The following is a 26549-nucleotide window of genomic DNA, read 5'->3' on the forward strand; positions in this document are numbered from 1 at the left end:
CCGCTCGGCTGGGGAAGGGCGTACGTCGTTCTGGGATGCGATCATTGCCGCGACTGCGGCGGGTTGGTCGGCGACGATGCGCCTACTTGTGTTGCTGACTGTGCTGTGTGCTGCGCTCGTTGTGATCGCTGTCCTCAACGCTCGATTCTTCACCGCATTTACGTATGTTCTTGGTCCCTGAGGGACTCGGGCGGCGAGGGTCAGCCGACGACAGGCCGCCCTGCCCGGTACACACTCCGCACCAATGGAACTCCGGGCCGGTACGCCAGGTGGATGTGGGTCGGCGCGTCCAGCACGATCGCGTCGGCGCGTAAGCCGGGGGAGAGCAACCCGACGTCGGTGCGGCGCAGCGCCTTCGCGCCGCCGGCGGTCGCCGCCCAGATCGCCTCGTCCGGGGTCATGTGCATCTCCCGCACCGCCAGGGCGATGCAGAACGGCAGATTGGTGGTGTAGCTGGTGCCGGGATTGCAGTCGGCGCCGAGGGCGACGGTCACGCCGGCGTCGATCAGCGCGCGGGCGTCCGGGAACGGATTGCGGGTACAGAAGTCCGCCCCCGGCAGCAGGGTCGCGACGGTATCACTGTCGGCCAGGGCGGCGATGTCGTCGGCGGTCACGTGGGTGACGTGATCGACCGAGGCGGCGCCCATCTCGACCGCGAGGGTGACGCCGGGACCCTCACCGAGCTGATTGCCGTGCACCCGCGGGATCAGCCCGTGGTCCACACCGGCGGCCAACACCGCGCGCGACTGCTCCCGGTTGAAAGCGCCCCGTTCGCAGAAGACGTCGATCCACCGCGCGTACGGTGCCGCCTCCGGGATCATCTTCTCGATCGCCATCGCCACGTACGCGTCGACATCGTCGGCGTACTCCGGCGGCGGCACGTGCGCGGCGAGCAGGGTCACCTCGTCGGTGAACTGCGCGGCGATCCGGGCGCTGCGCACCTCGTCGACGACGCTCTGTCCGTACCCGGTTTTGATCTCGACGGTGGTCGACCCCGAACGTGCCGACTCGTCGAGCAGCCGGCGCACATTGGCCGCCAGCTCGTCGTCGGACGCCGTGCGGGTCGCGGCGATCGTCGTACGAATTCCTCCGGCCGCGTACGGGGTTCCCGACATGCGCGCCGCGAACTCGAGCGCCCGGTCCCCGGCGAAGACCAGGTGCGAGTGACTCTCGACGAACCCCGGCAGCACCGCCCGTCCACCGACGTCGACGCCGGAGTCCGCGGCCGGCGCGGCCGCACTGCTACCGATCCACGCCACCGTCGGGCCGTCGAAGACCACGGCGGCATCGCGCAGCAGCCCGAGCGGACCCTCGCCGAGGTTCGGGTCATTGGTGACCAGGGTGCCGATATTGGTCAGTGCGGTCGTGCCCATCGCGGAGGTGCCCTTTCGGTCGGATGGATCGGTGGAGGGTGGTTCGGCGGAGCCGCCGGACCGATCAGGCCAGGATGCCGACGGCAGCCTGCGCCGCCCGCAGCAACGCCCCGGATTCGGCCAGTTCGACGGCCGCCTCGATGTCCGGGGCGAGGAAGCGGTCGGTACCGGGACCTTCGACCCGTTCCCGCAGCGCGGCGACGACCGCACCGGTTCCGGGTCCCGGCAACAAGGGTCCGCGCAGGTCGATACCGCGTGCGGCGGCCAGGATCTCGATCGCCACCACCCGGCGCAGCCCGTCGATCGCGCGTCGCAGCTTGCGCGCGGCCGACCAGCCCATCGAGACGTGGTCCTCCTGCATCGCCGACGACGGGATCGAGTCGACGCTCGCCGGATTGGCCAGCCGCTTGAGCTCGGAGACGATCGACGCCTGGGTGTACTGGGCGATCATCAGACCGCTGTCGACACCCGGGTCGTCCGCGAGGAATGGCGGCAGGCCGTGGTTGCGCGCCTTGTCGAGCAGCCGGTCGGTGCGCCGCTCGCTGATGCTTGCCACGTCGGCGACGACGATCGCGAGGAAGTCGAGGACGTAGGCGACCGGGGCGCCGTGGAAGTTGCCATTGGAGGCCACCCGGCCGTCCGGCGTCACCACCGGATTGTCGATGGCCGAGGCCAACTCCCGGCCGGCGATCAGCCGGGCATGGTCGACCGTATCGCGGGCGCCGCCGGCGACCTGCGGTGCGCAGCGCAGCGAGTACGCGTCCTGCACCTTGGTGTCCTCGGGACCGGCGTGACTGGCGACGATCGGCGAATCGGCCAGCATCCGAGCGATATTGGATGCCGACGCCGCCTGACCGAGCTGCGGCCGCAGGGCCTGCAGGTCGGCGGCGAAGACCGCATCGGTGCCCAGCAGCGCCTCGACGCTCATCGCCGCGGAGATATCGGCCAGGCGCAGCAATTCGTCGAGGTCGGTGATCGCCAGCGACAGCATGCCGAGCATGCCGTCGGTGCCGTTGATCAGCGCGAGGCCCTCCTTCTCCTCGAGGATCACCGGTGTCAGCCCGTGGGCGGCCATCGCCTCGGCGGCGGTGGACAGCGATCCGTCCGCGGTGCGCACCGGCCCCTCGCCGATCAGCGCCAACGCCGCGTGCGCGAGCGGGGCGAGGTCGCCGGAGCAGCCCAGGCTGCCGTATTCGTGGATCACCGGGGCGATGCCGGCGTTCAGCAGACCCGCGTAGGTGGTCGCCACCTCCGGGCGCACGCCGGTGCGGCCCGTCGCCAGGGTGGACAACCGCAGCAGCATCATCGCCCGCACCACCTCGCGTTCCACCTCCGGCCCGGAGCCGGCGGCGTGCGAACGGATCAAGCTGCGCTGCAACTGCACCCGCAGCTCGACCGGGATGTGGCGGGTAGCCAGGGCGCCGAATCCGGTCGAGACGCCGTAGACCGGGTTCGGGTCGGCCGCCAGGGCCTCGATCCGCGTGCGGGAGCGCGCGATCTCGGCCAGCGATTCGTCCGTCAGGCGGATGGCCCGCCCGTCGCGGGCCACCGCGACGACGTCGGCGATCGACACCGGGCCGATGCCGACCTCGACGGGGGATGTTTCGGTGGTTACGGTCACTGCTGCCCCGCCATCGGAATGCGCACTCCGCGTTCACGAGCGGTCTGCGCCGCATGCTCGTAGCCGGCGTCGACGTGCCGGATGACGCCCATGCCGGGGTCGTTGGTCAGCACCCGCTCGAGCTTCTGCGCGGCCAGGTCGGTGCCGTCGGCGATGCACACCTGTCCGGCGTGGATCGACCGGCCCATGCCGACGCCGCCGCCGTGGTGAATCGACACCCACGAGGCGCCGGAGGCGGTATTGACCAGGGCGTTGAGCAGCGGCCAGTCGGCGATCGCGTCGGAACCGTCGGCCATCGACTCGGTCTCCCGATACGGGGAGGCCACCGACCCGGAGTCGAGGTGGTCACGGCCGATCGCGAGCGGCGCCGAGAGCTCACCGCTGGCGACCATCTCGTTGAATTTCAGTCCGGCGCGGTGCCGTTCACCGTAGCCGAGCCAACAGATCCGGGCGGGCAGGCCCTCGAAGGCGACCTTCTCCCCGGCCATCGTGATCCAGCGGCGCAGGTGCTCGTTCTCGGGGAACAGTTCGAGGATCGCCTTGTCGGTCTTGGCGATGTCCTCCGGGTCGCCCGACAATGCGGCCCACCGGAACGGGCCGAGGCCCTCCTCGAACAATGGGCGGATGTAGGCGGGCACAAATCCCGGGAAGTCGAAGGCGCGGTCGTACCCGCCCTTGCGGGCCTCGTCGCGAATCGAGTTGCCGTAGTCGAAGACCTCGGCGCCGCGATCGAGGAAGCCGACCATCGCCTCGACGTGCTTGGCCATCGCCGCGCGGGCGTCCTCGGTGAACGTCGCGGGGTCCTTGTCGGCCAACGTCTTCATGTCCTCGATGGCGATACCGAGCGGCAGATAGCTCAACGGGTCGTGTGCGGAGGTCTGGTCGGTGACGATGTCGATCGGTGCGTTCATCTCCAGCAGCTTCGGAAAGAGCTCCGCCGCATTGCCTTCCACACCGATCGACAGGGGGCGCCGCGCATCGCGGGCCTCGATCGCCAACTCCAGGGCGTGATCGAGGCTGTCGGCCTGGGTATCCAGGTACTTGTGCGCGATGCGCCGCTCGATGCGGCTCGGATCGCAGTCGACGCAGATCGCGACGCCCTCGTTCATGGTGACGGCCAACGGCTGGGCGCCGCCCATGCCGCCGAGTCCGGCGGTCAGGGTGATCGTCCCGGCGAGCGTGCCGTTGAAGCGCTTGCGGGCGACCGCGCCGAAGGTCTCGTAGGTGCCCTGCAGGATGCCCTGGGTGCCGATGTAGATCCACGATCCGGCGGTCATCTGCCCGTACATGATCAGACCGAGCTGCTCGAGGCGGCGGAATTCCTCCCAATTCGCCCAGTCGCCCACCAGATTCGAGTTCGCGAGCAGGACGCGCGGGGCCCACACATTGGTGCGGAAGACGCCGACCGGCTTGCCGGACTGCACGAGCATCGTCTCGTCGTCGGCCAGGGTCTTCAGAGTCTCGACCATCGCGTCGAACGCCGCCCAGCTGCGCGCCGCGCGGCCGGTGCCGCCGTAGACCACCAGCTGGTCCGGGTACTCGGCGACCTCGGCGTCCAGGTTGTTCATCAACATCCGCAGGGCGCCCTCCTGCTGCCACCCGCGGGTATTGAGCTGGGTACCGCGGGGAGCGCGGACCGGGCGCGCCTCGTGACCGGGTGACGTGATGTCCATGAACTTCCTCCCTGCGTCGACTACCTGAACCTGCTTGTATGGTCCTGTATATACAGGTTGCTGTCAAGGCGAGAGCGGTGACTGTCCGGCGCCCCGACGAGCGGGAAGGCCAACCGGGCCGGGCGGGGGGGGGGATCGCGGCCCGGCGACTGCCGTCAGGACGTCGTTTCGCAGAAGCGCAGCACGTTCTGGAACGGATCGGTGATCGTCATCGTCGGTCCACCGGGTGCGGTGCGGTCGATGCCGGGTCGAAGATTGCCCACCGCATCCCGGCCGCGCAGTTCCCGATGCAGGTCGGTCAGGCCGGTCACGGCAATCCACACGACGCTGCCGGGTGTTCCGTCCCCGTGATGCTCGCTCAGATCGATCTCTATGTCACCGCGGGCGACACGCAGGTACAGCGGCAGGTCGGGCGCGAACCGGTGCTCGAACTGCACCTCGAAACCCAGGTAATCACAATAGAAATGCCGCGCGACAGACTCGTCGTAGCTGCGCAGGATCGGCACGGCCAGCAGTGGCCGAGGTGTCGTCAGCGTGGCGCTGTAGGTGTCCCAGTCGCGGTATCCGGCGGTATGGGGGAGCGTTTCGAGGGCTTGCTCATGCGTCGGATTCGCCAGGCCCGCACTCGACAACGATGCACGCAGGGCGCGGGCGGCTTGTTCGGCATCATCGACGGTCAGGGGAATCATGTCGGTCTCCTTCGTGGGAATGTCGAATCGCGCGGCCCGAGGCTCTCACGTGCGTGTGATGGTCAGTCCGCTTGCACCGGTGAGCGAACCGTCGACGGTGATCTGCGGGCCGCCGGGATACCGGGGCGGACCGGCCTTGTCCTTCAGACTCGACCACCGGCTGACGCGCAGCCCGTCGTATCGGATCCGCTGGTCCGCGCCCAGGCGCACCCTGACGGTGACCAGCCACACGTCGAGTTCGAGGTGAACACTCGGCGAGGTGAACGTGGCTTCGGCGAAGTCGAGGTCGATGCCACCCCCGACGCGGCCGGTGCACGTGATGTCGGCCGGTACCTGCCACTTGCCTCCGCGGCGAACAGCATTCCAGTCCGCGTCGAGTTCGAGACGTGGGGGAGTGGCGACGGCGGTGCCCGGAGAGGGCTGCGGCTGGTCGGGAAACAGCAGTGCGGCATTCGGCAGGTTGACCAACGTGCGGCGCAGTTCGCCTCGGTTGCGGGCGGCATACACCCGGCCGGAGCGCTCCTCGAACTCGGCGATCTGCAGGTAGCCGGTGGAGAGCGCGTCGTTGATCAACGCGATGGCCCGCTCTCGCTCGGGATTTCCCACCAGGATTTCGGCGTCGGGTTGATCCGCGGACATATCTGACACTCTAGGACAGTGGATGCAGGCCGATCGGCAGTGCTGATAGCCGCGGGGACCGTTGTCACCGGTTACGAAACGATCGACGGAGGCTGGGTCGATGTCGTCGACGGGCTGATCGCGGCGGTGGGATCCGGTCGGCCGGATCGACACGTCGATGTGGACCTCGGCGCCGATGCCGTCCTCGTCCCCGGGTTCGTCGACATGCACGTCCACGGCGGCGGCGGAGGTTCGTTTCCCGACGGCGCCGAAGCGGCCACCGCATCCGCGATCGACCTGCACCGCCGTCGCGGCACCACGACGATGGTGGCCTCGCTGGTGAGCGAAAGCAGCGAACGGTTGCGGACAACCATTGAATCACTCACCGGTACAGTTGAATCCGGCGAACTCGCCGGAGTTCACCTGGAGGGTCCTTGGCTGTCCGCCCAACGGTGCGGTGCCCACGACCCGCGGGCGCTGCGCGCGCCAACGGTCGAAGAGATCGACCGGATTCTGGAGTTCGACGCAGTTCGGATGGTAACGCTGGCGCCGGAAGTGCCGGGCGCACTCGAGGCGGTAGAGCGCCTGGTGGCAGCAGGTGTGGTGGTGGCGCTCGGTCACACCGATGCGACCTACGAGCAGACCCGTGCGGCGATCGACGCCGGAGCGACGGTGGGCACGCACTTGTTCAATGCGATGCGGCCGGTACACCACCGGGAGCCGGGGCCGGTGATCGCGCTGCTCGAGGATGACCGGGTCACCGTGGAGTTGATCGTCGACGGGGTACACCTGCACCCCGCGTTGTACCGCCACGTCACCCGCGTCGTCGGGCCGGATCGGGTTGCGCTGGTCACCGATGCGATGGCCGCGGCGGGGATGCCGGACGGTGACTACCAACTCGGTCCCCTCGACGTGACCGTCACCGGCGGCACCGCCCGCGTAGCCGGGCGTGGTAACACTGCCCGCCGCGCCGGGACCGACATCACCGCGCCGGTCGCCGGTACCGACGCGATCGCCGGCAGCACCGCGACGATGGACCGGGTCTTCCGCGCCGCGGTGAGCGGCAGCGGAATCCCGCGAGCGCAGGCCCTGCAGGTCGCGGTGCGGCAGACCTCGATGAATCCCGCACGGGCGCTCCGCTTGCCCGAACCCGCGCTTGTGCCCGGGGCAACAGCGGACCTGGTCGCGCTCGACGCGGATCTACGGGTGATCGGAGTGCTTCGTCGTGGACGGTGGATCGTGACACCGGGACTGTCGCCCCCGCGGAACTGAGGTCCCGCGCCGCCGGGAGCGGATCGGCGCTGCCCACAGCAGCGCCGGCCGGCCCGCACCCGGTCGGCGCGGCAGGCTGCGACGTATGGCTGAGACCACGGCATTGGCCGCCCAGAACTCCCTCGACCAGGACCTGCACCGGCGACTGTTCGAGCAGCGCACCATCTTCCTCGGTGAACCGCTCGAGGATCGCAACAGCAACCGGCTCTGCGCCGCGCTCATCTTGCTGTCGGCGGACGACCCGGACGCAGATATCCGCTTCCTGATCAACAGCCCGGGCGGATCGGTACCCGGCATGCTCGCGATCCGCGACTGCATCCGCACGATCCCCAACGATGTCAGCACGATCAACCTCGGCATGGCCTACAGCGCCGGCCAATTCCTATTGTCGTCCGGCACCCGAGGCAAGCGGTTCGCGATGCCCCAGTCCAAGGTGCTGCTGCACCAGGGATCCGCCGGGATCGGCGGAACGGCAATGGACATCGCCATACAGGCGGACGATCTGCGACATACCCGCGACGCGGTCCTCGGCTGCATCGCGCAGGATGTCGGCCGCAGCTACGACGAGGTGGAACGCGACTCGCGGCGCGATCGGTGGTTCACCGCCGCCGAAGCGCAACGGTACGGCTTCGTCGACGACATCATCACCTCCACCGAGCCGCTGATCGCGGCGCGCCGCCGCACCGGACTGGGAGAGAACCGTTGAGCACCTATACGATTCCGTACGTCACGACCAGGAATTCGCAGGGCGAGCGCACCGTCGACATCTACAGCCGGCTGCTCGACGACCGGGTGATCTATCTGGGCACGGGCATCGACGACGGTGTCGCGAACGCGGTGATCGCCCAGTTGCTGCACCTGCAGACCGATAGTGCGGACAGCCCGATTCAGCTCTATCTCAACTCACCGGGCGGGTCGATCACCGCCACCCTGGCGATCTACGACACGATGCAATACGTCAAGCCGCCGGTCCAGACCATCTGCGTCGGACAGGCATTGGCGTCGGCGACGATGCTGCTCGCGGGCGGCGCGAAGGGTAGCCGCATGATGCTGCCGCACGGCCGCATCGTGATTCACGCTCCCGCCGCCGAGGGGCGCGGCACGATCCCCGACCTCATCCTCGAGGCCGACGAGATCGAACGCGTTCGCGCCCTCCAGGAATCGATCCTCGCCGCGCATACCGGCCGATCCCCGGAGCAGGTGCGCACCGACACCGAGCGCGACCTGATCCTCACCGCCGAGCAGGCCGTCGACTACGGCATCGTCGATCTGATCGTGCGGTGATGCCGACCCTGTCGGTGAACGGCGGTCAGAACGGGTTGCCGGCCAGCAGGTTGACCAGACCGATGGCCAGGAAGGCGGCGACGTAGAGCGGACCGCGGATCGGGTCCCCCGCGCTCGCGCCCTCGTGCAGCCAGGTCAGCAGTTCGTAGGATCCCACCGATGCGCTCCTTTGCGATATGTGTTCGTGCAGTGGGGTGATCGGGATCCGCCGTGCCGGCGTTAACACGTCGGCACGGCGGGTCGGTCCGGATGTCGCTCCGGTGTGGGTTCAGACGAGCATGCCGCGAATGAATTCCGCCTGGCCGAGATGTTTGGCGCAGTCCTCGACCACGGAGACCAGGCGGACCCCTGCGGTGACCGGCGGCGTCCACCGTCGGTCGACCACCCGGTCGAAATCGTCGAGGGCGTCGATGACGCCGATCGTCATATCGGCGACCGCGTCCTGGTAGCCGATCAACAACTCCGGCTCCACCGGCGGGAAGGCTCCGACGTCGGCCGCGGACATCCCGTAGCCGGATGCGCGCGGTGAGTACGGCAACTTCAACCGGTCGACCCAACCGTCCTGCCAGACCGTCGTCAGGTTCCCGATCGCGGCGACCTGGTCGTCCTGTTGGCGACTGAGATGCCAAACGAGCCAAGCGATGTGGTTGGCCGACGGATCGGCACGCCAGAGAATCTGTTGCTCGGTCAGCCCGTCGAGCACCGCGGGGACCTCGGTGCGGATACGGCCGAAGCCGTCGCGCAGGAGGGCCTTCGCTTCCTCGAGCCCGGGCTGCGGGTCATCGGGTTCGCTCATGGTGACAGCATGCACGGTCGGATCGGCGGCCGACACCGGGCCGGCGTCGATCGAGGTCAGGCGGCCAGGCAGGTCGGTGTCGACGTCCCCGGGCGGAGTGTCGGCGCCGCGTGGACCACCCGATCGAGGCGGGACGCGGCGCGGCGGGCGAGGTCGACCGTGCGCAGGCCCAGCGCGCCGGCGACCGCCTCCATCACCTCGGACGAGGGGTCCTTGCGCCCGCGTTCGAGCTCGGAGAGGTACTGCGGCGAGATGCCCGCCCGGTCGGCGATGTCACTGATGCGCTCCCGGCGGTCCTGCCGCTCGCGGCGCATCTCACGGCCGACCGCCTCGCGCCACAACGGCACCCGGTCGGCGTCGGGTCGGGAGGCGCGATCGCCTGCGGCCGCATCGGTGGGGCGGGCGGACTCGGCGCTCGACTGCGACCGGCCGCGGGGGCGAAACGGGACGACGTCGCTCATGGAACCAGGGTAGCGGGGTGCGGATCGCGCGGTCGGCGATCAGGGGCGGCGCAACAGCGGCGGCAGATAGGCGGCGCCGGGACCACCGGCGCGGGCGGCGGCGATGTCGTTCGGATTGGCCATCGCGCAGGTGTCCAACGACAGGCAGCCGCACCCGATGCAGGAGTCGAGATTGTCGCGCAGCTTCTCGAGCGCCTCGATGCGCTCATTGAGCCGGCCCCGCCAGTGGTTCGAAATGTCCTGCCAGTCGGATCGTTTCGGTGCGTGACCGTGGGGGAGGCGGTCGAGCTCCTCGCGGATCTCGGTGATGGTCAGGCCCACATTGCTCGCCGCGCGGATGAACGCGAGGCGGCGCAGCACATTGCGTTCGTAGCGCCGCTGGTTCCCGCCGGACCGTTGGGCATCGATCAGGCCCTCGGACTCGTAATAGCGCAGCGCGGAGGCGGCGAACCCGCTGCGGGCCGCCACCTCGCTGATCGGTAACAGATCGGTCGTGCGCACGGTTCCTCCTCGGCCGGTCATCCGGGATGTGGATCGGCTGCTCACCCTTGAGATCAAGTTTACTTTAACTTGCACTATGACCGCATGAACCCACACGACAGCCACCGACGCCCCACCGCGCTGATCACCGGCGGCAGCTCCGGTCTGGGGCTGGCACTCGCCCGCGCGCTCGACGAGCGCGGCTGGACGGTTGTGGTCGACGGGCGCGACCCTGCCCGTTTGCTGCAGGCGACCATCGACACCGACATCATCGGCATCGCCGGCAATATCGCCGATCCCGGTCACCGCGCCGACCTGATCGCCGAGGTGCGGCGCCACGGGCCGCTCGACCTGCTGGTCAACAATGCGAGCACCCTCGGCCCCTTGCCGATGCGTCCCGCCGCCGCGCTCTACTCGGTCGACCTGCGCGGCATCTGGGCGGTCAACGTCGACGCTCCACACGAATTGGCCCGTCAGCTGATGCCCGCGCTGGTGATCGGCAACGGCATCCTGATCGCCGTCACCTCCGACGCCGCGGTGCATCACTACCCGAATTGGGGCGGCTACGGCGCGTCCAAGGCCGCGCTGGAGCACCTGACGTTGACCGCCGCCACCGAGGCCGACATCACCGGCTACGCGATCGATCCCGGAGATATGCGCACCCGCATGCACGCCGACGCCGCTCCGGGGGAGGACCTCTCGCAGCTCCCCGACCCCGCCGCCGTGGTGCCGTATCTGCTCGCGGTGCTCGACCAACGTCCGCCGTCGGGGCGGTATCGGCTGGCCGACGTCCCGACGGTGCTCGATCGCGCGGCTGGTGGCGCGTCGTGAGCCCGGCGACCACGGACCGGCCGATCGTGGTGTTCCCGTCGCCGGGTCCGGCGACGGCCGCCGCCCCCGCGGAACGGCGTGGGGTGGCCCGCGATCGGGTGCGCATGCTGGTCGCCCGACGACCGGACGCGGAAACGCTGCGCCACCGGGTCTTCGCCGACCTGGCCGCCGAGCTGGCCGCCGGAGACCTCGTGGTGGTCAACACGTCCGCGACGGTGGCCGCGCAACTCGATGGCCGCCGCGCAGGTGCGCCGGTTGTGGTGCATCTCGGCAGCGCCCTCGCCGACGGCGGTCGGGTCGTCGAGATCCGTACCGCGCCGGACGCCGCCGATCCGGTGCTCGACGCGGCCCCCGGCGACCGGATCGCCGCCGGGGATGTGCGATTCACCCTGCGCGAGCCCTACCGCACGAGCGACGCGCGCCGCGGGGTTCGGCTCTGGCGCACGGATATCGACGGCGATCTCGAACGGCGCCTGCAGACGCACGGCCGGCCGATCGCGTACGGCTACCTCGATGACCGCTACCCGCTGGAGGACTACCAGACCGTCTTCTCGCGGGATCCGGGAAGCTCCGAAATGCCTTCGGCGGCGCGGCCGTTCACGACCGACGTCGTTCTCGACCTGATCGCGGCCGGGGTGGTGTTCGCGCCGATCACCCTGCACACGGGGCTGTCCTCGCTCGAGGCCGGCGAGGTTCCCCAGGCCGAGTGGTTCCGGGTGTCGGACGCGACCGCGCGGGCGGTCAACGCGGCCCGGGCCGCCGGTCGGCGGGTGGTGGCCGTCGGCACGACCGTCGCCCGCGCGCTCGAATCCGCGGAGCGCGGCGGGCGGGCGATCGCCGCCGAGGGGTGGACCGACCGCGTCATCGGCCCCGACGCGCCGGCGCGACTGGTCGACGGATTGATCACCGGCTGGCACGAACCGGACGCCTCGCACCTGCTGCTGGTCGAGTCGATCGCCGGGTCCGACCTGACCCGGGCCGCGTACGCGGCGGCCGTCGACGCCGGATACCTCTGGCACGAGTTCGGTGACTCGTGCCTGTTGCTGCCCGATCGGCGGGGGTGACCGGCGGCGGAATCACCCTGCCCTATCCTGTATAGACAGGCGGCCGGTGTGGGCCGTGATTCGGGACGAGCGGGAGCGGCGGATGACAACCGGAGGGATCGTCCGCGCCGACGGCTCGCCCGTCGACACCCTCGGTGATCTCGTCGCCGCCTACGAGGGCTCCGCGGCCTCGCCGGCTCCCGCCTACGAGCGGATCAAGACCGCCGTCGTCGACCACATCCGCACCGGGCGCTGGTCGGAGGGGTACCAACTGCCCTCGGAGAACCAACTCGTCACCGCGCTCGGTCTGTCCCGGATGACGGTCAATCGGGCGCTGCGCGAGTTGGCCGCCGACGGGCGCATCGTGCGCACCATGGGGGTCGGATCGTTTGTGGCCGAGACCACCAAGGGCGCATCGCCGCTGCTCGAGGTGCGCGATATCGCCGAGGAGATCGCCGCCCGCGGGCACTCCCACCGCGCCGAGGTGATCACCCTGGCGCAGGCCGCTCCGGACGATCCGCTGCTCCGACGCGAATTCTCCGACCGGGCATACCATTCCGTCGTCGTCCACTTCGAGGACGAGACGCCGATCCAGGTGGAGGATCGCTGGGTGGCGCCCCGGGAGGTGCCCGGATATCTCGACCAGGACTTCACCCGGATCACTCCGCACGACTATCTGCAGCGCACCGCCCCGCTGGTGCGCGGCGAGCACGTCGTCGAATCGGTGGTGGCGTCGGCCGCCGACCGCGCCCTGCTGCGGATCGACCCGGGCGAGCCCTGTCTGCTGATCAGGCGGCGCACCTGGTCGGCGCGAGCGCTGGTCAGCGCGGCGCGGCTGATCCACCCCGGCTCGCGGATCACCCTGCGCGGCACCTTCGACGTCGGCCGGTAGGCCGCGACCGGCCATGGGCGTCGCCCGGGACCGGGGTGTTCCCCGATATCCTCGCGGCATCGGTGGGGGCACGATGGACAGCAGCCGGGACGTCGGTCGGCGCGGTGCGGCGTCTCCACACACCACACGAAGGGTTCCTTGATGGGCAAGCATGCGGAGTTGGACGACAACGCCTCGGGCGAGGGGGTCCCCGCGGCACGCGCGATCGAACTGTCGAAGATCTACGGCAGCGGCCAGACCAGTGTCGCCGCGCTCGACGATGTGACGGTCACCTTCGACCAGGGACGCTTCACGGCGATCATGGGCCCCTCCGGCAGCGGCAAATCCACGCTGATGCACTGCCTGGCGGGTCTCGATTCCGCAACGAGTGGAAGGGTTCTCGTCGGCGACACCGACCTGACGGCCCTGTCGGACAAGCAGATCACCGCCCTGCGACGCGACCGGATCGGCTTCGTCTTCCAGGCGTTCAACCTCGTCCCCACGCTCACCGCGCTGGAGAACATCACGCTGCCGATGGACATCGCCGGCCGCAAGCCCGACCAGGAATGGCTCGATACCGTCATCGACCGACTCGGCCTGCGCGACCGCATCGGCCACCGGCCCAGCGAGCTGTCCGGTGGTCAGCAGCAGCGTGTCGCCTGCGCCCGGGCGCTCGCCGGCCGGCCCGAGATCATCTTCGGCGACGAGCCGACCGGCAACCTCGACTCCCGCTCGACCGAGGAGGTCCTCGGCATCCTGCGCAGCGCGGTCGACGACTTCGGGCAGACCGTCGTGATGGTCACCCACGAACCGACCGCCGCCGCCTGGTCGGACCGGGTGATCTTCCTCGCCGACGGCAAGATCAGCGGCGAACTGCTCGACCCGACCGCCGACTCGGTCCTCGACCGGATGAAGGAACTGCAGGCCCCGGCGGCCCCCGAGCACGCCGCCGTGAACGCCGACACGCAGGCACGGGTCTGAACCGATGACCGCACCGCTGGCTTCCTCGGGTTCCGCCGCGCCTATGCGCCGCGTGTCCCTACGCAACCTGTCGGCCCACAAGGGCCGACTGCTGATGACCGTGCTGTCGGTGGTCCTCGGCACCGCCTTCCTCGCCGGATCGTTTGTCTTCACCGACACCCTCAAGGCCACCTTCGACGGCATCTTCGACGAGGTCGGTCAGGGCATCGACGTCGTCGTACAGCCCGCCGAGAACTCCCCGACCCTGGTGCCGGTCACCGCCGGTGACACCCTCTCGACGCTGCCCGACGTCGCCGCGTTCTCCCCGGTGGTCTCCGGCGCGGTGGTGCTCGTCGGCGCGGACGGCAATCCCGTGCAGAGCGGCGGCGCGCCGAGCGAGGGCTTCGGCTGGGTGGGCGACGGCGTCGGCCAGGCCGAGGAGATCGTCAGCGGCGTGGCCCCCGCCGGCGACAACCAGGTGGCCCTGAACGCCTCCGCGGCGGAGAAGGCCGGCCTCGATGTCGGCTCGACCACGCGGCTGCTGTTGCCCTCGGGCGGCAGCTTCGACATCACCATCACCGGCATCTACCAGGGCTCCGGCGATACCAGCGGCTACGTCGGCGTCGCCTTCTCGCAGGACCAGGCCCTGCAGATCTTCTCCGACGGCGAGCACGTCGCCCAGTACAACGTCGCCGCCGCCGCCGGGGTGACCCCGGAACAGCTGCGCGACGAGATCTCCACCGCGCTGCCCGACCTGCGGGTCGAGACCGGCCAGGAGTTCCGCGACAGCGTGCTGTCGCAGGTCAACCAGGCGCTGAGCTTCGTCAACTACATCCTGTTGGCCTTCGCCGCGATCGGCCTGGTCGTCGGCACGTTCATCATCTACAACACCTTCTCGATGCTCGTCGCCCAGCGACTGCAGGAGTTCGCCCTGCTGCGGGCGATCGGAGCGTCGAGCCGGCAGATCGGCAGCGCCGTCCTCTTCGAGGCCTTCGTGATCGGCCTGATCGGCAGCGTGGTCGGCCTGCTCGCCGGTATCGGCTTGGCCTTCGGGCTGCGCACCGTGCTCAACGCCTTCGATCTGGGACTCCCGAGCGGCGACCTGTCGGTGCAGCCGCGCACCATCATCGTGACGCTGCTCGTCGGCATCGTCGTGACGATGGTCAGCTCGTACGCCCCGGCCCAACGGGCGTCGAAGATCCCGCCGGTCGCCGCGATGCGGGAGCAGTACTCGTCCGCGACGTCGCTGCGCACCCGCACGATCATCGGGTCGGTCCTGGGCATCGGGGGCCTCGCCGCCGTGCTGATCGCCTCCTTCTCGACCGGGTCGCGCCCGGCGACGGTGGTCGGCATCGGTGCCGTCGCCGCGATCGTCGGACTGCTGCTGGTCTCGCCGGCGTTGTCGCGCGTCCTGGTCGACGGCCTCGGGCGGGTGATCGGCGCGCCGTTCGGCACCATCGGCCGACTGGCTCGCACCAATGCGATCCGGATGCCCAAGCGCACGGCGGCCACCGCCTTCGCGTTGTCCCTCGGTCTGCTGTTGGTCGCCCTGGTCGCGACGATCGGCGCCTCGGCGCGGTCGAGCGTCGATCAGCTGATCTCGCGCGGGGTGTCCGCCGACTTCGTGCTGACCGCCGCCCAGCCGACCTTCCCGATCCCGATCGGGGCGGCCGACGCAGCCGCGGACGTGCCGGGGGTTGCCTCGGTGGTCGTCGCCCACGGACTGTCGGTCAACCTCGACGGGCAGTCGGAGTTCATCTCCGGAATCACCGGTCCGATGACCGACGTGATGGACCCCGGCTTCACCTCCGGAAACCTGCCCGAGTCGGAGGCCGCGATCATCCTGAGCACCGGTGACGCCGCGGACCTCGGCAAGCAGGTCGGCGACTCGGTGACCGTCGTCGGCGCGAGCGGGCGTCCGGTCGAACTGCCGGTGACCGGCATCTACACCGACGAGGCCCTCCTCGGCTCCGCCTCGGTCTCCGGCCCGGCCTACAACGAGCTGACCACCGATACGACCCGCACGGATCTGCTGGCACTGATCACCCTGCAGCCGGGCGCCGATCCGGAGACCGTCCGGACCGGTCTCGAGCAGGCCACCGACCCGTACCTGCTCGTGCAGGTGCAGGACGAAGCCGAGTTCCGCGGTTCGCAGGCGGCGCAGATCGACTCGGTGATCGCGATCCTCTACGGATTGCTGGCGCTGACGGTGATCATCTCGATCCTCGGCATCGTCAACACCCTGGCGTTGTCGGTGACCGAACGTCGGCGCGAGATCGGCATGATGCGCGCGGTCGGCACCCAGCGGGCGCAGATCCGGCGCACGATCTATCTCGAGTCGGCGATGATCGCGGTCTACGGCGGCATCGTCGGTGTCGCCATGGGCCTGTTCTTCGGCTGGGGGCTGGTGCGCACCCTGCGTGACGACGGCCTCGAGGTGCTCTCGCTGCCGTGGGTGCAGGTGGTGTTGATGCTGGTGGCATCCGGTGTCGTCGGTGTGGTGGCTGCGCTGCTGCCGGCGATTCGCGCCGCCCGCACCAAACCGCTCGAGGCGATCGCCGTCGACTGACCCGAGGGTCGCGATGGTGTGATCCGACGTTCGTGGCGGGCGGTGGGTGTTCCGAAGCACGATACGGAGCCCGCCGCCCGCACGAATAGGCCCGGTATCCTGGGCTGAGCCGAGCCCGGCGCAGTGGACTTTCGGCGCGGTAACCCATGTAGAGAGCAGCTCAGGAGCAATCATGTCCGTGGTCATCTTGTACGGCACCGAAACCGGGACGGCCGAGGACGTGTCCGATGCGGTTGCGGACGTGCTTGCCGAACACACCGAGGTCGAGACGTTCGATATGACCGACTACGCCATCGAGGATCTCGACCCGGCGAACTTCTACGTCGTCATCTGCTCGACCTACGGCGACGGTGAACTGCCGTCGAGCGCGCTGCCGTTCTTCGACCTGCTCGACGAGGAGACCCCCGACCTGACCGGCCTGCGGTTCGCGGTCTTCGGTCTGGGCGACCAGGTCTACGAGGACACCTTCAACCGCGGCGGCGAGATCTGCGCGGAGAAGCTGTCGGCGCTCGGCGCGACCCAGGTCGGCACCCACGGCCGCCACGACGCGTCGTCGGCCGACAAGCCGAAGGACCTCGCCTCCGACTGGGCCGGCGAGATCATCGCCCTGGCCGCCCGAGACTGACTCTCGCACGCGTCCGACGGTGTCCGCCGGTCGGGTCCCCGGCTACCGGCCGGGTGGGCGCAGCGCGGAGTGCATCTCCCAGACCAGCACCTCGGCCGTAGCGTCCGTGCTCAGGCGCAGGCCGCCGATGTCGGTCAGCCGAACGGCGTCGCCCGCCTCCACACGGCCGACGCCCTCGAGCTCCGCGGCCCCGTCGACGACGTAGACGTGCAGAAACGGCGCCTCGGGCAGGGTGACCGCCCGGTCGGGCACCATCCGGGTCACGTGCATCGCGGCATCCGAGTTGCCGATGCGGATGGCGGAATGGTCGCGGTGGCGGGGCAGCCCCGAGACAACCGCTACCAGATCTCCGGACGCGAGGGCGTCGCCGACCTCGAGCTGTTCGTAGGCCGGATCACCGCCGGGGGCGTCGGGTATGACCCACATCTGTACGAAGCGGACCGGTTCGGTGGGCGCGTCGACGTTCGGGCCCAGGGCGGTGGTGTCGTTCTTCTCCGAGTGCAGCACCCCGCTGCCGGCGCTCATCCGTTGGGCGAGGCCCGGATAGATCGCCCCGGAGTGGCCGAGGGAGTCCTGATGCACCAGCGCCCCGGACAGCACCCAGGTGACGATCTCGACGTCGCGGTGCGGGTGGGTGTCGAAGCCGGTGACCGGAGCGACGATCTCCTCGTTGTTCGCGATCAGCAGCCCGTGGTGGGTATTTGCCGGGTCGTAGTGCGCGCCGAAGGAGAAGCAGGTGCGCGATTCGAGCCAGTCGATCGAGGTGGCGAAGCGCTGGTCGGCGCGGCGGACCTCGATGTGGCCGCCGGCCTCCGCGGAGGGGCTGGGCCGATACGACATCTCCACCCTCTCGGCCGGCGCCGGGCCGGTCGGTACAGCTCGACAACGATTGCGCCATTCGGCGGCAACGGCGGCTATTCTACTCGCCGCGGCCCTGCCGGCCGGTGGATCTCTCACCGCCGCGAGGTTCGAAAGGGTGTGCGTTCCCGTGCGCTCCGTGCAATTCGAGCGTATGATTGATCAGTCAACTACATGCGCCGGAGGGAGGTCCAGTGTCCGAGGTTCGTTGGCTCGACACGGTTGAACAGCGGGTATGGCGCGCCTACCTCGACAGCGGAAAGCTGGTCAACCGCGCGCTCGACCGGCAGATGCGTCGGGACAGCGGCATGTCGCTGACCGACTTCGAAATCCTGGTCACGCTGATGGAATCGCCGGATCGGCGCATCCGGATGGGAACGCTCGCCGAGGCGATGTCGACCACCCGCAGTGGCGCCACCCGGGCGATCGCCCGGATGGAAGGCCTGGGCTGGGTACGGCGCACCGAATGCCGCGAGGACGGGCGTGGCACCGTCGCGGAGCTCACCGAGGCCGGTGAACTGGCTCAGGTGGCCGCCGCGCCCGGACACGTGGCCGCGGTTCGGGCGGCGATCTTCGACGATCTCGCTCCCGAGGAGTTGGCCGTTCTCGATCGGGTGTTCACCGGCATTCGCAGCCGGCTCGGAGCGCAGGACGGCGCCGCCGTGGATCGGGCGGGCAACCCCATCGGTGCCGCGGTCGACGCGTCGGTATAGGCGGAACCGGCCGGGACGGAGCCGGTCTCACCGGGGATTCCCGGGAGACCTCGAGCGGCGTGTGTTGTTGTGTTCTGAACCACGTACCCGATATGGGGGTCGGAATGGCTCTGTTTGACGTCCTATGATCGGTTGTCCGCCGACGATGAACGGGATAGTTGCTGTCGAAACGCACCGTTTGCCGGGTTCGGATCGGAGTGGAGACGGTGACAACTAGGCGGGTCGAAACGGCCGGGGAAGCTGGAGAGGTGCCGGAAACCGAGACGCGGGAGTCCTCCCGCCGGCCACGTTGGCGACGTCCCGGGCGTCCGCGATTGCGATGGATCGCGCTCGGCATGGTGCTGGTCATCGGGATCGTCGGGGTCCTCGTGATCGATGTGATCAATCAGCAAGGTGGGCCGGAGTCGTCCGCGTCATCGGCCGCAGCAATCGGGGAGACCCCGCTGACACCCGTATCGGGCGACGTCGCGGAGGAGACCGAGCAGGCCGATCTGCCGGCCGACATCAACTTCCGGGTCGGGGTGGCCACGCAGGCCGCCGCCGAACGCGGGTCCGAGGTATCGATCCTCATCGTCGACCGCACCACCGGTGAAACGGTCACCAATGGTGATGACACCCAGGTCGCCTCGGCCTCGATTTCGAAGCTATTCATCGCGGACGATCTGCTGACCCGCGACGGCACCGACATCACCCTTTCCGACGACGACCGCGACATGCTCAACGTCATGCTCCAGTCGTCGGACGACTCGGCCGCCCAGGTGCTGTGGGATGCCTACGGCGGGACCGACATCATCGATCGGGTCGCGCAGCGGTACGGCCTGACCGGCACCTACATCGATCCGGGGCAGCCGTGGTGGATGACCATGGTCACCCCGAGCGATCTGGCCACCTTCTACGAGGAAGTGCTCGACGGTCGCGGCGGCCTGCCGGCGGACCAGGCGACGCTGCTGTTGTCGGATCTGGCGACGTACACCGATAACGGCACCGACGGATACGACCAGCGCTTCGGACTGCCCGACGGGCTGCCGAACGAGCACATGCTCGCGGTCAAGCAGGGCTGGATGTGCTGCGTCGACATGGAATGGCTGCACCTGTCGACCGGGCTCGCCGGCGTCGGTTTCCGCTACGTGATCATCCTGGTCTCGCGCGAGTCGGTCGCGGCGGCCGGCGGTGGCGGCGACGAGGGCGCCGAGCATGCCCGCGAGACGATCACCCGGGTCACCCAACTGCTCTTCCCCGGCGGCCGTACCGGCGCGTAGCTGCGCCGGTCAGCGGGCCGCCACGATGCCGGTCCGCCAGCCCGGCGCCCGACCGCCCGCCGGCGGCGCGATCCGGTCGGCGTCGATATCGGTGCAGGTCAACAGCCAGGAGACCACGGAATTCGAGTTCCACATGTCGCCGATCCGGTAGACATCCCGACCCCAGGTATGGCGGGGGACGGCGTCGATCCGGTCGAGCAGGGCGCGGCCCGATTCGGCCGCCGCGGCGATCGGCACCGGCGAGTCGACCGCGTAGGCCCGATCGGGCAGCACCCCGTTCGGAGCGCACCGGATCTCGTAGCGGAAGAGGCGGGAGCGGCCCAGGATCGCCAGCCCCACCGGGCCGGTCGCGACCACGGTCGGCGCCCCGGCACCCGGACCCCAGGCCGGCGCCATCTCGATCAGCCGCGGTACGCCGTCGACGATCACCTCGAGCGCCGCGTGGAAGAGCGGCTGCGGATCGCGGTGCTCCCGACGAGCGGTGATCAGCTCCCACCACCGGCTGGTGTGCACCACGACGTGTCCGCCCGCGCCGACCGGCAGCCACCACAGCCGAATCCCCGATTCCCCCGCCGACGCGTCGTCGGGAACCGGCTCGATCACCGCACCCCTAGTCGAAGTCTCCGGCCGACCGGCGCAGTTCGGTCAACGCCTCGATGAGGGCCGCCCGCGAATCGGGGGCCAGTCCGACGTCCGCGAAGACGCGGGCGTTGAGGTCCTCGGTGGCCGCGGCGACCACCTCGCGGCCGGCGGCGGTGATGTCGACCAGGGTTGTGCGCCGGTCGGTGGGATGGGGCAGACGCCGGGCCAGGCCCGCCGCCTCCAGCCGGTCGACCGCGTTGGTGACGCTGGTCGGGTGCACCTGCAGGCGCGCGCCGGCCTTCGCCATCGGCAGTCGACCCGAGCGGGTGAACGCCAGCAGGCGCAGCAGTTCGTAGCGGGCGAAGGTCAGCCCGTGCGGTTTGAGGACGTGCTCGACCCGCGAGAGCATGATCTGCTGGGCGCGCATGATCGCGGTGACCGCGGCCATGCCGTCGGCGACGTCACCCCAGCCGTGATCGATCCACTGGCGGTGCGCCTCGCCGATCGGGTCGGCGCGGTGTGGGTGATCGGCCGGCGACGCCCCGCCGCCACCGGGCGCGGAGGCACCGGTGGCGTCGGGGGTCGTGTCGTCGGAAATCACCGGATGGGACAGTACCGAACGTCCGGGGGATCGCGCCGGATGGCGGCCGGGCGACCGGGCCGGATGGCGGCCTGCGGGTGATCGACCTCTCACGTGGGCGATCAGGCCGACCGTTCGCGGATGTCGTTGATGATCGCCGAGAAGTCCTCGCCGGCTCCGCCGTTCTCGCGGAAGGCGTGGTACAGCTCCGCCGCCCGTCGACCGAGGGTCGCGTCGACCCCGTTGGCGTCGAGGGCCGAGACCGCCAGGCCGAGGTCCTTGTCCATCAACGCGGTCGCGAATCCCGGCTTGTAGTCGTTGTTCGCCGGGCTGGTCGGCACCGGCCCGGGGACCGGGCAGTTCGTCGACAGCGCCCAACACTGGCCGGAGGCGTTGGCGGCGACGTCGAAGAGCGCCTGATGGGTCAGGCCGAGCTTCTCGCCGAGCACAAAGGCCTCGCTGACCGCGATCATCGACACCGCGAGGATCATGTTGTTGCAGACCTTCGCGGCCTGACCGTTGCCGGTGCCACCGCAGTGGACCACCTTGCGACCCATCACCTCGAGGTACGGCGACGCCTCGGCGAAGGTCTCCTCGGTGCCGCCGACCATGAAGGCCAGGGTGCCGGCGGCCGCTCCGACCACGCCACCGGAGACCGGGGCGTCGATCGCGCGGTGCCCGGCGTCGACGGCGATCCCGTTGGCGGTGCGCGCATCCGCGACGTCGATGGTCGACGAGTCGATGAACAGCGTTCCCGGCGTGGCGATATCGACGATCTCACGGTAGAGATCGATCACGAACGACCCGTTGGGCAGCATCGTGATCACCACCTCGGCGCCCTTGACCGCCGCTGCCGGGGAGTCCGCCGGGGTGATGCCGGCGGCTTCCGCGGCGGCCAGCGCCGTCGCGGAGGGGTCGTAGCCGTGCACGGTGTGACCGGCGGCGGCCAGGTTCGCCGCCATCGGCCCGCCCATATTCCCCAGCCCGAGGAAGGCGATGGTGCTCATCGAGTACTCCTAGCGTCGGTGCTCATCGAGTGCTCCTACCGTCGAGCGGGCGGCGTGCGATGTCGCGACCGATGACCACCCGCATGATGTCGTTGGCTCCCTCCAGGATCTGGTGTACCCGCAGATCCCGGACGATTTTTTCGATTCCGTATTCCTCGAGGTAGCCGTAGCCACCGTGCAGCTGCAGGGCCTGGTTCGCGACGTTGAAGCCGGAGTCGGTGGCCACGAGCTTGGCCATCGCGCACAGCTCGACCTTGTCGCGGGCCCCGGCGTCCAGCGCCGCGGCCGCGCGCCACAGCAGGGTGCGCGCCGATTCGAGCGAGGTGCGCATATCGGCCAGCTGCGCCTGGACCACCGGATTGTCGAGCAGCGGTCCACCGAAGGCGCGGCGATCGGCCAGATAGCTCACCGTCCGGTCGAACGCCTCGGCGGCGCCGCCGACCGAGCAGGCGGCGATATTGATCCGGCCGCCGTTGAGCCCGTTCATCGCGATCTTGAAGCCGTTGCCCTCGCCGCCGAGCAGGTTCGCCGCGGGCACGCGAACCTGCTCGAGGATCACCTGCCGGGTGGGCTGGGCGTTCCAGCCCATCTTCGCCTCGTTGGTGCCGAAGGACAGCCCCTCGACGCCGGCGGGCACGATGAACGCCGAGACGCCGCCGGGTCCCGGACCGCCGCTGCGGGCCATCACCACGTAGACGTCGGTGCTGCCGGCGCCGGAGATGAACTGCTTGACCCCGGACAGGACCCACTCGTCGCCGTCGCGAACGGCCTTGGTGGACAACGCTCCCGCGTCCGAGCCGGCACCCGGCTCGGTCAGGCAGTAGCTGCCCAGCGCCTCCATGGAGGTCAGCTGGGGCAGCCATGCCTTGCGCTGCTCGTCGTCACCGTAGGAGTCGATCATCCAGGCGACCATGTTGTGGATCGAGATGTACGACGCGATCGCCGGGCATCCCCGAGCGAGCTGCTCGAAGATGCGCACCGCGTCCAGACGCTGCAGTTCCGACCCGCCGACATCCTCACGGATGTAGATGCCGCCCATTCCGAGCGCACCGGCCTTGCGCAGCACGTCGACCGGAAAGTGCTTGTCCCGGTCCCATTCCGCGGCGTGCGGCGCGAGATATTCGTCGGCGAAGTCGCGGGCCATCTCGGTGATGGCACGCTGGTCCTCGGATAATTCGAACATCGCGATCAGCTCATGGTGGGGATCACGAAGTGGTCGGTCGCCTCACCGGTCGCGGCCTCGCGCAGTCCGGCGGGCCACCGCTGGGTGACCGTCTTGGTCTTGGTGTAGAAGCGGAACGCGTCCGGGCCGTGCTGGTTGAGATCGCCGAAGCCGGAACGCTTCCAGCCGCCGAAGGTGTGGTACGCGATCGGCACCGGGATCGGCACGTTGACGCCGACCATGCCCACGTTGATGCGGTTGACGAAGTTGCGGGCGGTGTCGCCGTCGCGGGTGAAGATCGCCACACCGTTGCCGTACTCGTGCTCGTGCGGCAGCTTCAGCGCTGCCTCGTAGTCATCGGCGCGGGCGATCACCAGGACCGGTCCGAAGATCTCCTCGCGGTAGATCGACATGTCGGTGGTGACCTTGTCGAACAGCGAAGCGCCGGCGAAGAATCCGTCCTCGTGTCCGTCGAGCGCGAAGCCGCGTCCGTCGACGACCAGCTCGGCGCCCTCTTCCACGCCCTGGTTGATGTAGCGGTCGACCCGCTCGACACCATCGCGGCCGACCAGCGGGCCGAAGTCCGCGTTCGGATCATCGCTGGTGCCGATGCGCAGCTTGCCGATCCGCTCGATCAGCTTCTCGCGCAGGGCTTCGGCGGTCTTCTCGCCGACCGGGACGGCGACCGACAGCGCCATGCAGCGCTCGCCGGCGGAGCCGTAGGCGGCGCCGACCAGTGCATCGGCGGCGTCGTCGAGGTCGGCGTCCGGCATGATGATCGCGTGGTTCTTCGCGCCACCGAAGCACTGGGCGCGCTTGCCGTTCTTGGCGGCGGTCTCGTAGATGTACTGCGCGATCGGGGTGGAGCCGACGAATCCGACCGCCTTGATGCGGTCGTCGTTCAGCAGCGCGTCGACCACTTCCTTGTCACCGTTGATCACGTTGAAGACGCCGGCCGGCAGGCCCGCCTCGAGGAAGAGTTCGGCCAGGCGCAGCGGCACCGAGGGGTCGCGCTCGGAGGGCTTGAGGACGAAGGCGTTGCCGGCGGCGAGTGCGGGGCCGGCCTTCCACAGCGGGATCATCGCAGGGAAGTTGAACGGGGTGATGCCGGCCACGACGCCGAGCGGCTGGCGCATCGAGTAGACGTCGATGCCGGTGCCGGCGGAGTCGGTGAACTCGCCCTTGAGCAGATGCGGTGCGGCGATGCAGAACTCGATGACCTCGAGGCCGCGCTGGATGTCGCCCTTGGCGTCGGCGATCGTCTTGCCGTGCTCGGAGGACAGGAGGGCGGCGAGCGAGTCCATCTCGCCGGCGACCAGTTCGAGGAACTTCATCAGCACGCGGGCCCGCTTCTGCGGGTTGGTCGCCGCCCAGCCGATCTGCGCGGCCTCGGCGTCGGCGATCGCGGCGTCGACTTCGGCGACCGAGGCGAGTGGCACCTTCGCGGCGACCTCTCCGGTATTGGGGTTGTAGACGTCCCCGAACCGGCCCGAGGTACCCGGCAGGCGCTTGCCCGCGACGAAGTGTGTCAGTTCCTGTGCCATGTTTTCGCTCCGGATTCTCGCGACTCCTTCGGACGGGAGATCCGCCCGAGCAATTACTTGGACATCCTACAATCGGATATCAATGGGTGTAAAGAGTCGCCTCGACGATCGGCCGACCCATGCCCCTGTACCCACGTATTTCGCAGTCTCCGCCTCCCCAACCGGCCGTTGACCCGATTCCGCGAAAGCGGGCGATCGGATCTGGGTGGCCCGCAGCAACGACGGCTTCCACGCGCTCGACCTCGGCGTGCGGGACACGCCGCCCGCGAACCGGGTCACTACCATCGGCTCGTGATCATGCGCGCCCTGCCGGCGATCGGCGCCCTACTGGTCGGCGTCATGGTCCTGGCGATCGGTTACGTCCTGGGTATGGCCCGCGAGTCGGGCCGAGCAGCCGACGTACCGGTCCCGAGCGTGGTGGACATCGGCTTTGCGCAGGACATGTCGGAGCATCACGATCAGGCGATCCTGATGGCCCGGACCCTCGCTCCCGACGTCGCCCCCGAGGTGCGGGGGCTCGCCGACCGCATCGTGGTGGCGCAGACCGCCGAAACGGCGACCATGCGCGGCTGGCTGACGTGGTTCGGCGAACCGGCCGGCGCCGCCGAGCCGATGGCCTGGATGCACGTCGACGACGGATCCGGCGCCCACGACCACGAGACCGCGGCGGACGCCGACGGGGAGCACCCGCCGATGCCGGGCACCGCCTCCACCGAACAGATCCAGCGCCTGGCGGCCGCCCGCGGCGTCGACGCGGAGGTGCTGTTCCTGCAGCTGATGATCCGCCACCACGAGGGCGGGATCGAGATGGCGACCGTCGCCCGCGACGATCCGCGAACCGGGGAGGCCACCCGACAGCTCGCCGGGTCGATGATCGGGGAGCAGAACAGCGAGATCGGGCTGATGCGGGGGCTGCTGCTCGCCCGCGGCGGGCAGGAGCTCGCCGGCTGACGGCCGGCCTCCGGCGCCGCACCGACGAGACTCGGTCAGTCGTCGGCGCGGTTGTGCAGGCGCTTCTCGAACAACTTGTTCTGCTCCGGGGTGACGCCGGTGGCCTCCGCCCCCCACATCAACCAGCGCCGGTAGAGGCCGTCCTCGTCGCCGCCCGCAGCGACGTCGATCGGTTCCTCGAGATGCCGACCGAAAGCGAACCGCAGCAGGGTCGGCACGTCCATCTGTGGCCCGGACGTGTGTTCGAGCACCTCGGTGACCCATCGCCCGACCAGCGACGAGACCAGATCCTTGAGGTCGATCAGCACCTGCTGGTCGGCGTGGTCGTCCGCCGCCAGACGCGTATAGATCTCCAGCAGCGAGGTCAGCTGCCGCACCGACATCGGCACCTCGTTGGGGCCGACCACGGTGCGCGGGGCCTCGGCGGCAGGCGCCGATCGCGAGGGGGAGCTGTCCAGCGGGATCGGATCGCCCCCGGCCCACACCCGGGCCGCGCTGCCGGGCTGCCAGCGCAGCGGTCGGTCGAGCTTGTTGCGGGTGGTCACATTCGGAGGCGGACCTTCGGCGTTCTCCACCCGGGTCTGGGTGGTGTCCGATGGACCGCCGGCGGCGGTCACGTCGTCCTGGGTGAGGCCCAACTCCTCGCGCCGCGAACGGACGAGGTGTCCGAAACGAACGCGGTCAGTGGGTGTCATTCGGCCAGCCTAGCTACTGACCTGTCCGACCC

Annotated in this window: 28 protein-coding genes; 12 read left to right on the top strand and 16 right to left on the bottom strand. The window is 69.6% G+C overall.

Going from position 1 to position 26549, the window contains the following annotated elements; translation table 11 throughout:
- Positions 1-200 precede the first annotated feature (200 nt).
- The 5 genes from hutI to MB1_RS17270 form a co-directional block, all read right to left on the bottom strand.
- Entirely contained in the window at positions 201-1373 is a 1173-nt protein-coding gene (gene hutI / locus MB1_RS17250) for an imidazolonepropionase (RefSeq protein ID WP_066910082.1), read from the bottom strand.
- A 64-nt stretch (positions 1374-1437) separates the two neighbouring features.
- Positions 1438-2994 (bottom strand): histidine ammonia-lyase, encoded by a 1557-nt coding sequence (gene hutH, locus MB1_RS17255; protein WP_066910085.1) that lies wholly within the window; start codon positions 2992-2994, stop codon positions 1438-1440.
- Entirely contained in the window at positions 2991-4667 is a 1677-nt protein-coding gene (gene hutU / locus MB1_RS17260) for a urocanate hydratase (RefSeq protein WP_066910088.1), read from the bottom strand. Before hutU ends, hutH begins: the two co-directional genes overlap by 4 nt.
- Before the next feature lie 155 nt (positions 4668-4822).
- Complete coding sequence (locus tag MB1_RS17265) at positions 4823-5356, bottom strand: glyoxalase superfamily protein (protein WP_066910091.1); 534 nt, start codon at positions 5354-5356, stop codon at positions 4823-4825.
- Between the two features lie 45 nt (positions 5357-5401).
- Positions 5402-5995 (bottom strand): DUF1707 SHOCT-like domain-containing protein, encoded by a 594-nt coding sequence (locus tag MB1_RS17270; RefSeq protein WP_066910094.1) that lies wholly within the window; start codon positions 5993-5995, stop codon positions 5402-5404.
- Positions 5996-6034: 39 nt separating this feature from the next.
- On the opposite strand from MB1_RS17270, the gene nagA reads away from it, so the two are divergent.
- From nagA to MB1_RS17285, 3 genes are all read left to right on the top strand, one after another.
- Complete coding sequence (nagA, locus tag MB1_RS17275) at positions 6035-7246, top strand: N-acetylglucosamine-6-phosphate deacetylase (RefSeq protein ID WP_066910097.1); 1212 nt, start codon at positions 6035-6037, stop codon at positions 7244-7246.
- Between the two features lie 85 nt (positions 7247-7331).
- Complete coding sequence (locus MB1_RS17280; RefSeq protein ID WP_066910100.1) at positions 7332-7952, top strand: ClpP family protease; 621 nt, start codon at positions 7332-7334, stop codon at positions 7950-7952.
- Positions 7949-8530 carry a ClpP family protease gene (locus tag MB1_RS17285; RefSeq protein WP_066910103.1) on the top strand — a complete coding sequence of 194 codons (582 nt, stop codon included), beginning with the start codon at positions 7949-7951 and terminating at the stop codon, positions 8528-8530. Before MB1_RS17280 ends, MB1_RS17285 begins: the two co-directional genes overlap by 4 nt.
- Positions 8531-8555: 25 nt before the next feature.
- Here the strand turns inward: MB1_RS17285 and MB1_RS26840 are convergent, their stop codons facing one another.
- The 4 genes from MB1_RS26840 to soxR all read right to left on the bottom strand — a co-directional run bounded on the left by MB1_RS26840 (position 8556) and on the right by soxR (position 10309).
- The gene (locus tag MB1_RS26840; protein ID WP_281190188.1) at positions 8556-8687 is read right to left on the bottom strand and encodes a hypothetical protein; all 132 of its coding nucleotides are present in this window, start codon (positions 8685-8687) and stop codon (positions 8556-8558) included.
- 111 nt (positions 8688-8798) lie between these two features.
- Positions 8799-9326, bottom strand: a complete 528-nt coding sequence (locus MB1_RS17290) for a mycothiol transferase (protein ID WP_066910449.1) — start codon at positions 9324-9326, stop codon at positions 8799-8801.
- Between the two features lie 56 nt (positions 9327-9382).
- A complete protein-coding gene (locus MB1_RS17295; RefSeq protein ID WP_084352055.1) occupies positions 9383-9787 on the bottom strand; it encodes a helix-turn-helix domain-containing protein in 405 nt (134 codons plus the stop codon).
- A gap of 39 nt (positions 9788-9826) precedes the next feature.
- The gene (gene soxR, locus MB1_RS17300) at positions 9827-10309 is read right to left on the bottom strand and encodes a redox-sensitive transcriptional activator SoxR (protein WP_218000261.1); all 483 of its coding nucleotides are present in this window, start codon (positions 10307-10309) and stop codon (positions 9827-9829) included.
- A 63-nt stretch (positions 10310-10372) separates the two neighbouring features.
- On the opposite strand from soxR, the gene MB1_RS17305 reads away from it, so the two are divergent.
- From MB1_RS17305 to MB1_RS17330, 6 genes are all read left to right on the top strand, one after another.
- Positions 10373-11098, top strand: coding sequence for an SDR family NAD(P)-dependent oxidoreductase (locus MB1_RS17305; protein WP_066910455.1), 726 nt, complete (start codon positions 10373-10375; stop codon positions 11096-11098).
- On the top strand, positions 11095-12162 hold the full coding sequence (locus tag MB1_RS17310) for an S-adenosylmethionine:tRNA ribosyltransferase-isomerase (RefSeq protein ID WP_245650240.1): 1068 nt from the start codon (positions 11095-11097) through the stop codon (positions 12160-12162). Before MB1_RS17305 ends, MB1_RS17310 begins: the two co-directional genes overlap by 4 nt.
- An 82-nt stretch (positions 12163-12244) precedes the next feature.
- Positions 12245-13033 (top strand): histidine utilization transcriptional repressor HutC, encoded by a 789-nt coding sequence (gene hutC / locus MB1_RS17315; RefSeq protein WP_066910109.1) that lies wholly within the window; start codon positions 12245-12247, stop codon positions 13031-13033.
- 141 nt (positions 13034-13174) lie between these two features.
- Positions 13175-13993, top strand: coding sequence for an ABC transporter ATP-binding protein (locus tag MB1_RS17320; protein WP_066910112.1), 819 nt, complete (start codon positions 13175-13177; stop codon positions 13991-13993).
- A gap of 43 nt (positions 13994-14036) precedes the next feature.
- Positions 14037-16541, top strand: coding sequence for an ABC transporter permease (locus MB1_RS17325; protein ID WP_066910461.1), 2505 nt, complete (start codon positions 14037-14039; stop codon positions 16539-16541).
- 172 nt (positions 16542-16713) lie between these two features.
- A complete protein-coding gene (locus MB1_RS17330; RefSeq protein WP_066910115.1) occupies positions 16714-17166 on the top strand; it encodes a flavodoxin domain-containing protein in 453 nt (150 codons plus the stop codon).
- 42 nt (positions 17167-17208) lie between these two features.
- Here the strand turns inward: MB1_RS17330 and MB1_RS17335 are convergent, their stop codons facing one another.
- The gene (locus MB1_RS17335; protein ID WP_066910464.1) at positions 17209-18006 is read right to left on the bottom strand and encodes a pirin family protein; all 798 of its coding nucleotides are present in this window, start codon (positions 18004-18006) and stop codon (positions 17209-17211) included.
- Between the two features lie 212 nt (positions 18007-18218).
- On the opposite strand from MB1_RS17335, the gene MB1_RS17340 reads away from it, so the two are divergent.
- A complete protein-coding gene (locus MB1_RS17340) occupies positions 18219-18737 on the top strand; it encodes a MarR family winged helix-turn-helix transcriptional regulator (RefSeq protein ID WP_084352057.1) in 519 nt (172 codons plus the stop codon).
- A gap of 335 nt (positions 18738-19072) precedes the next feature.
- Positions 19073-19996, top strand: coding sequence for a serine hydrolase (locus MB1_RS17345; RefSeq protein WP_084352096.1), 924 nt, complete (start codon positions 19073-19075; stop codon positions 19994-19996).
- Positions 19997-20005: 9 nt separating this feature from the next.
- On the opposite strand, the gene MB1_RS17350 is transcribed toward MB1_RS17345, so the two are convergent.
- The 5 genes from MB1_RS17350 to MB1_RS17370 form a co-directional block, all read right to left on the bottom strand.
- On the bottom strand, positions 20006-20599 hold the full coding sequence (locus MB1_RS17350; RefSeq protein ID WP_218000262.1) for a hypothetical protein: 594 nt from the start codon (positions 20597-20599) through the stop codon (positions 20006-20008).
- 7 nt (positions 20600-20606) lie between these two features.
- Positions 20607-21083 (bottom strand): MarR family winged helix-turn-helix transcriptional regulator, encoded by a 477-nt coding sequence (locus tag MB1_RS17355; RefSeq protein WP_066910470.1) that lies wholly within the window; start codon positions 21081-21083, stop codon positions 20607-20609.
- Positions 21084-21280: 197 nt separating this feature from the next.
- The gene (gene mmsB / locus MB1_RS17360) at positions 21281-22165 is read right to left on the bottom strand and encodes a 3-hydroxyisobutyrate dehydrogenase (RefSeq protein ID WP_066910121.1); all 885 of its coding nucleotides are present in this window, start codon (positions 22163-22165) and stop codon (positions 21281-21283) included.
- A 22-nt stretch (positions 22166-22187) separates the two neighbouring features.
- Positions 22188-23348, bottom strand: a complete 1161-nt coding sequence (locus MB1_RS17365) for an acyl-CoA dehydrogenase family protein (protein WP_066910124.1) — start codon at positions 23346-23348, stop codon at positions 22188-22190.
- 5 nt (positions 23349-23353) lie between these two features.
- Positions 23354-24871, bottom strand: a complete 1518-nt coding sequence (locus MB1_RS17370; RefSeq protein WP_066910127.1) for a CoA-acylating methylmalonate-semialdehyde dehydrogenase — start codon at positions 24869-24871, stop codon at positions 23354-23356.
- Between the two features lie 297 nt (positions 24872-25168).
- On the opposite strand from MB1_RS17370, the gene MB1_RS17375 reads away from it, so the two are divergent.
- Positions 25169-25822, top strand: a complete 654-nt coding sequence (locus tag MB1_RS17375) for a DUF305 domain-containing protein (RefSeq protein WP_066910473.1) — start codon at positions 25169-25171, stop codon at positions 25820-25822.
- A gap of 35 nt (positions 25823-25857) precedes the next feature.
- Here the strand turns inward: MB1_RS17375 and MB1_RS17380 are convergent, their stop codons facing one another.
- Positions 25858-26517 (bottom strand): helix-turn-helix domain-containing protein, encoded by a 660-nt coding sequence (locus MB1_RS17380; RefSeq protein ID WP_084352059.1) that lies wholly within the window; start codon positions 26515-26517, stop codon positions 25858-25860.
- Between the last annotated feature and the right edge of the window lie 32 nt (positions 26518-26549).

The organism is Millisia brevis NBRC 105863, from assembly GCF_001552615.1.
GTDB classification, from domain to species: domain Bacteria; phylum Actinomycetota; class Actinomycetes; order Mycobacteriales; family Mycobacteriaceae; genus Millisia; species Millisia brevis.

Coding starts and splice junctions, on each gene's coding strand:
- hutI (WP_066910082.1), bottom strand. CDS start 1,373: ATGGGCACGACCGCACTGACCAATATCGGCACCCTGGTCACCAATGAC.
- hutU (WP_066910088.1), bottom strand. CDS start 4,667: ATGGACATCACGTCACCCGGTCACGAGGCGCGCCCGGTCCGCGCTCCC.
- MB1_RS17265 (WP_066910091.1), bottom strand. CDS start 5,356: ATGATTCCCCTGACCGTCGATGATGCCGAACAAGCCGCCCGCGCCCTG.
- MB1_RS17270 (WP_066910094.1), bottom strand. CDS start 5,995: ATGTCCGCGGATCAACCCGACGCCGAAATCCTGGTGGGAAATCCCGAG.
- MB1_RS17280 (WP_066910100.1), top strand. CDS start 7,332: ATGGCTGAGACCACGGCATTGGCCGCCCAGAACTCCCTCGACCAGGAC.
- MB1_RS17290 (WP_066910449.1), bottom strand. CDS start 9,326: ATGAGCGAACCCGATGACCCGCAGCCCGGGCTCGAGGAAGCGAAGGCC.
- MB1_RS17295 (WP_084352055.1), bottom strand. CDS start 9,787: ATGAGCGACGTCGTCCCGTTTCGCCCCCGCGGCCGGTCGCAGTCGAGC.
- soxR (WP_218000261.1), bottom strand. CDS start 10,309: ATGACCGGCCGAGGAGGAACCGTGCGCACGACCGATCTGTTACCGATC.
- MB1_RS17305 (WP_066910455.1), top strand. CDS start 10,373: ATGAACCCACACGACAGCCACCGACGCCCCACCGCGCTGATCACCGGC.
- hutC (WP_066910109.1), top strand. CDS start 12,245: ATGACAACCGGAGGGATCGTCCGCGCCGACGGCTCGCCCGTCGACACC.
- MB1_RS17320 (WP_066910112.1), top strand. CDS start 13,175: ATGGGCAAGCATGCGGAGTTGGACGACAACGCCTCGGGCGAGGGGGTC.
- MB1_RS17325 (WP_066910461.1), top strand. CDS start 14,037: ATGCGCCGCGTGTCCCTACGCAACCTGTCGGCCCACAAGGGCCGACTG.
- MB1_RS17330 (WP_066910115.1), top strand. CDS start 16,714: ATGTCCGTGGTCATCTTGTACGGCACCGAAACCGGGACGGCCGAGGAC.
- MB1_RS17335 (WP_066910464.1), bottom strand. CDS start 18,006: ATGTCGTATCGGCCCAGCCCCTCCGCGGAGGCCGGCGGCCACATCGAG.
- MB1_RS17345 (WP_084352096.1), top strand. CDS start 19,073: ATGGTGCTGGTCATCGGGATCGTCGGGGTCCTCGTGATCGATGTGATC.
- mmsB (WP_066910121.1), bottom strand. CDS start 22,165: ATGAGCACCATCGCCTTCCTCGGGCTGGGGAATATGGGCGGGCCGATG.
- MB1_RS17365 (WP_066910124.1), bottom strand. CDS start 23,348: ATGTTCGAATTATCCGAGGACCAGCGTGCCATCACCGAGATGGCCCGC.
- MB1_RS17370 (WP_066910127.1), bottom strand. CDS start 24,871: ATGGCACAGGAACTGACACACTTCGTCGCGGGCAAGCGCCTGCCGGGT.
- MB1_RS17375 (WP_066910473.1), top strand. CDS start 25,169: ATGCGCGCCCTGCCGGCGATCGGCGCCCTACTGGTCGGCGTCATGGTC.
- MB1_RS17380 (WP_084352059.1), bottom strand. CDS start 26,517: ATGACACCCACTGACCGCGTTCGTTTCGGACACCTCGTCCGTTCGCGG.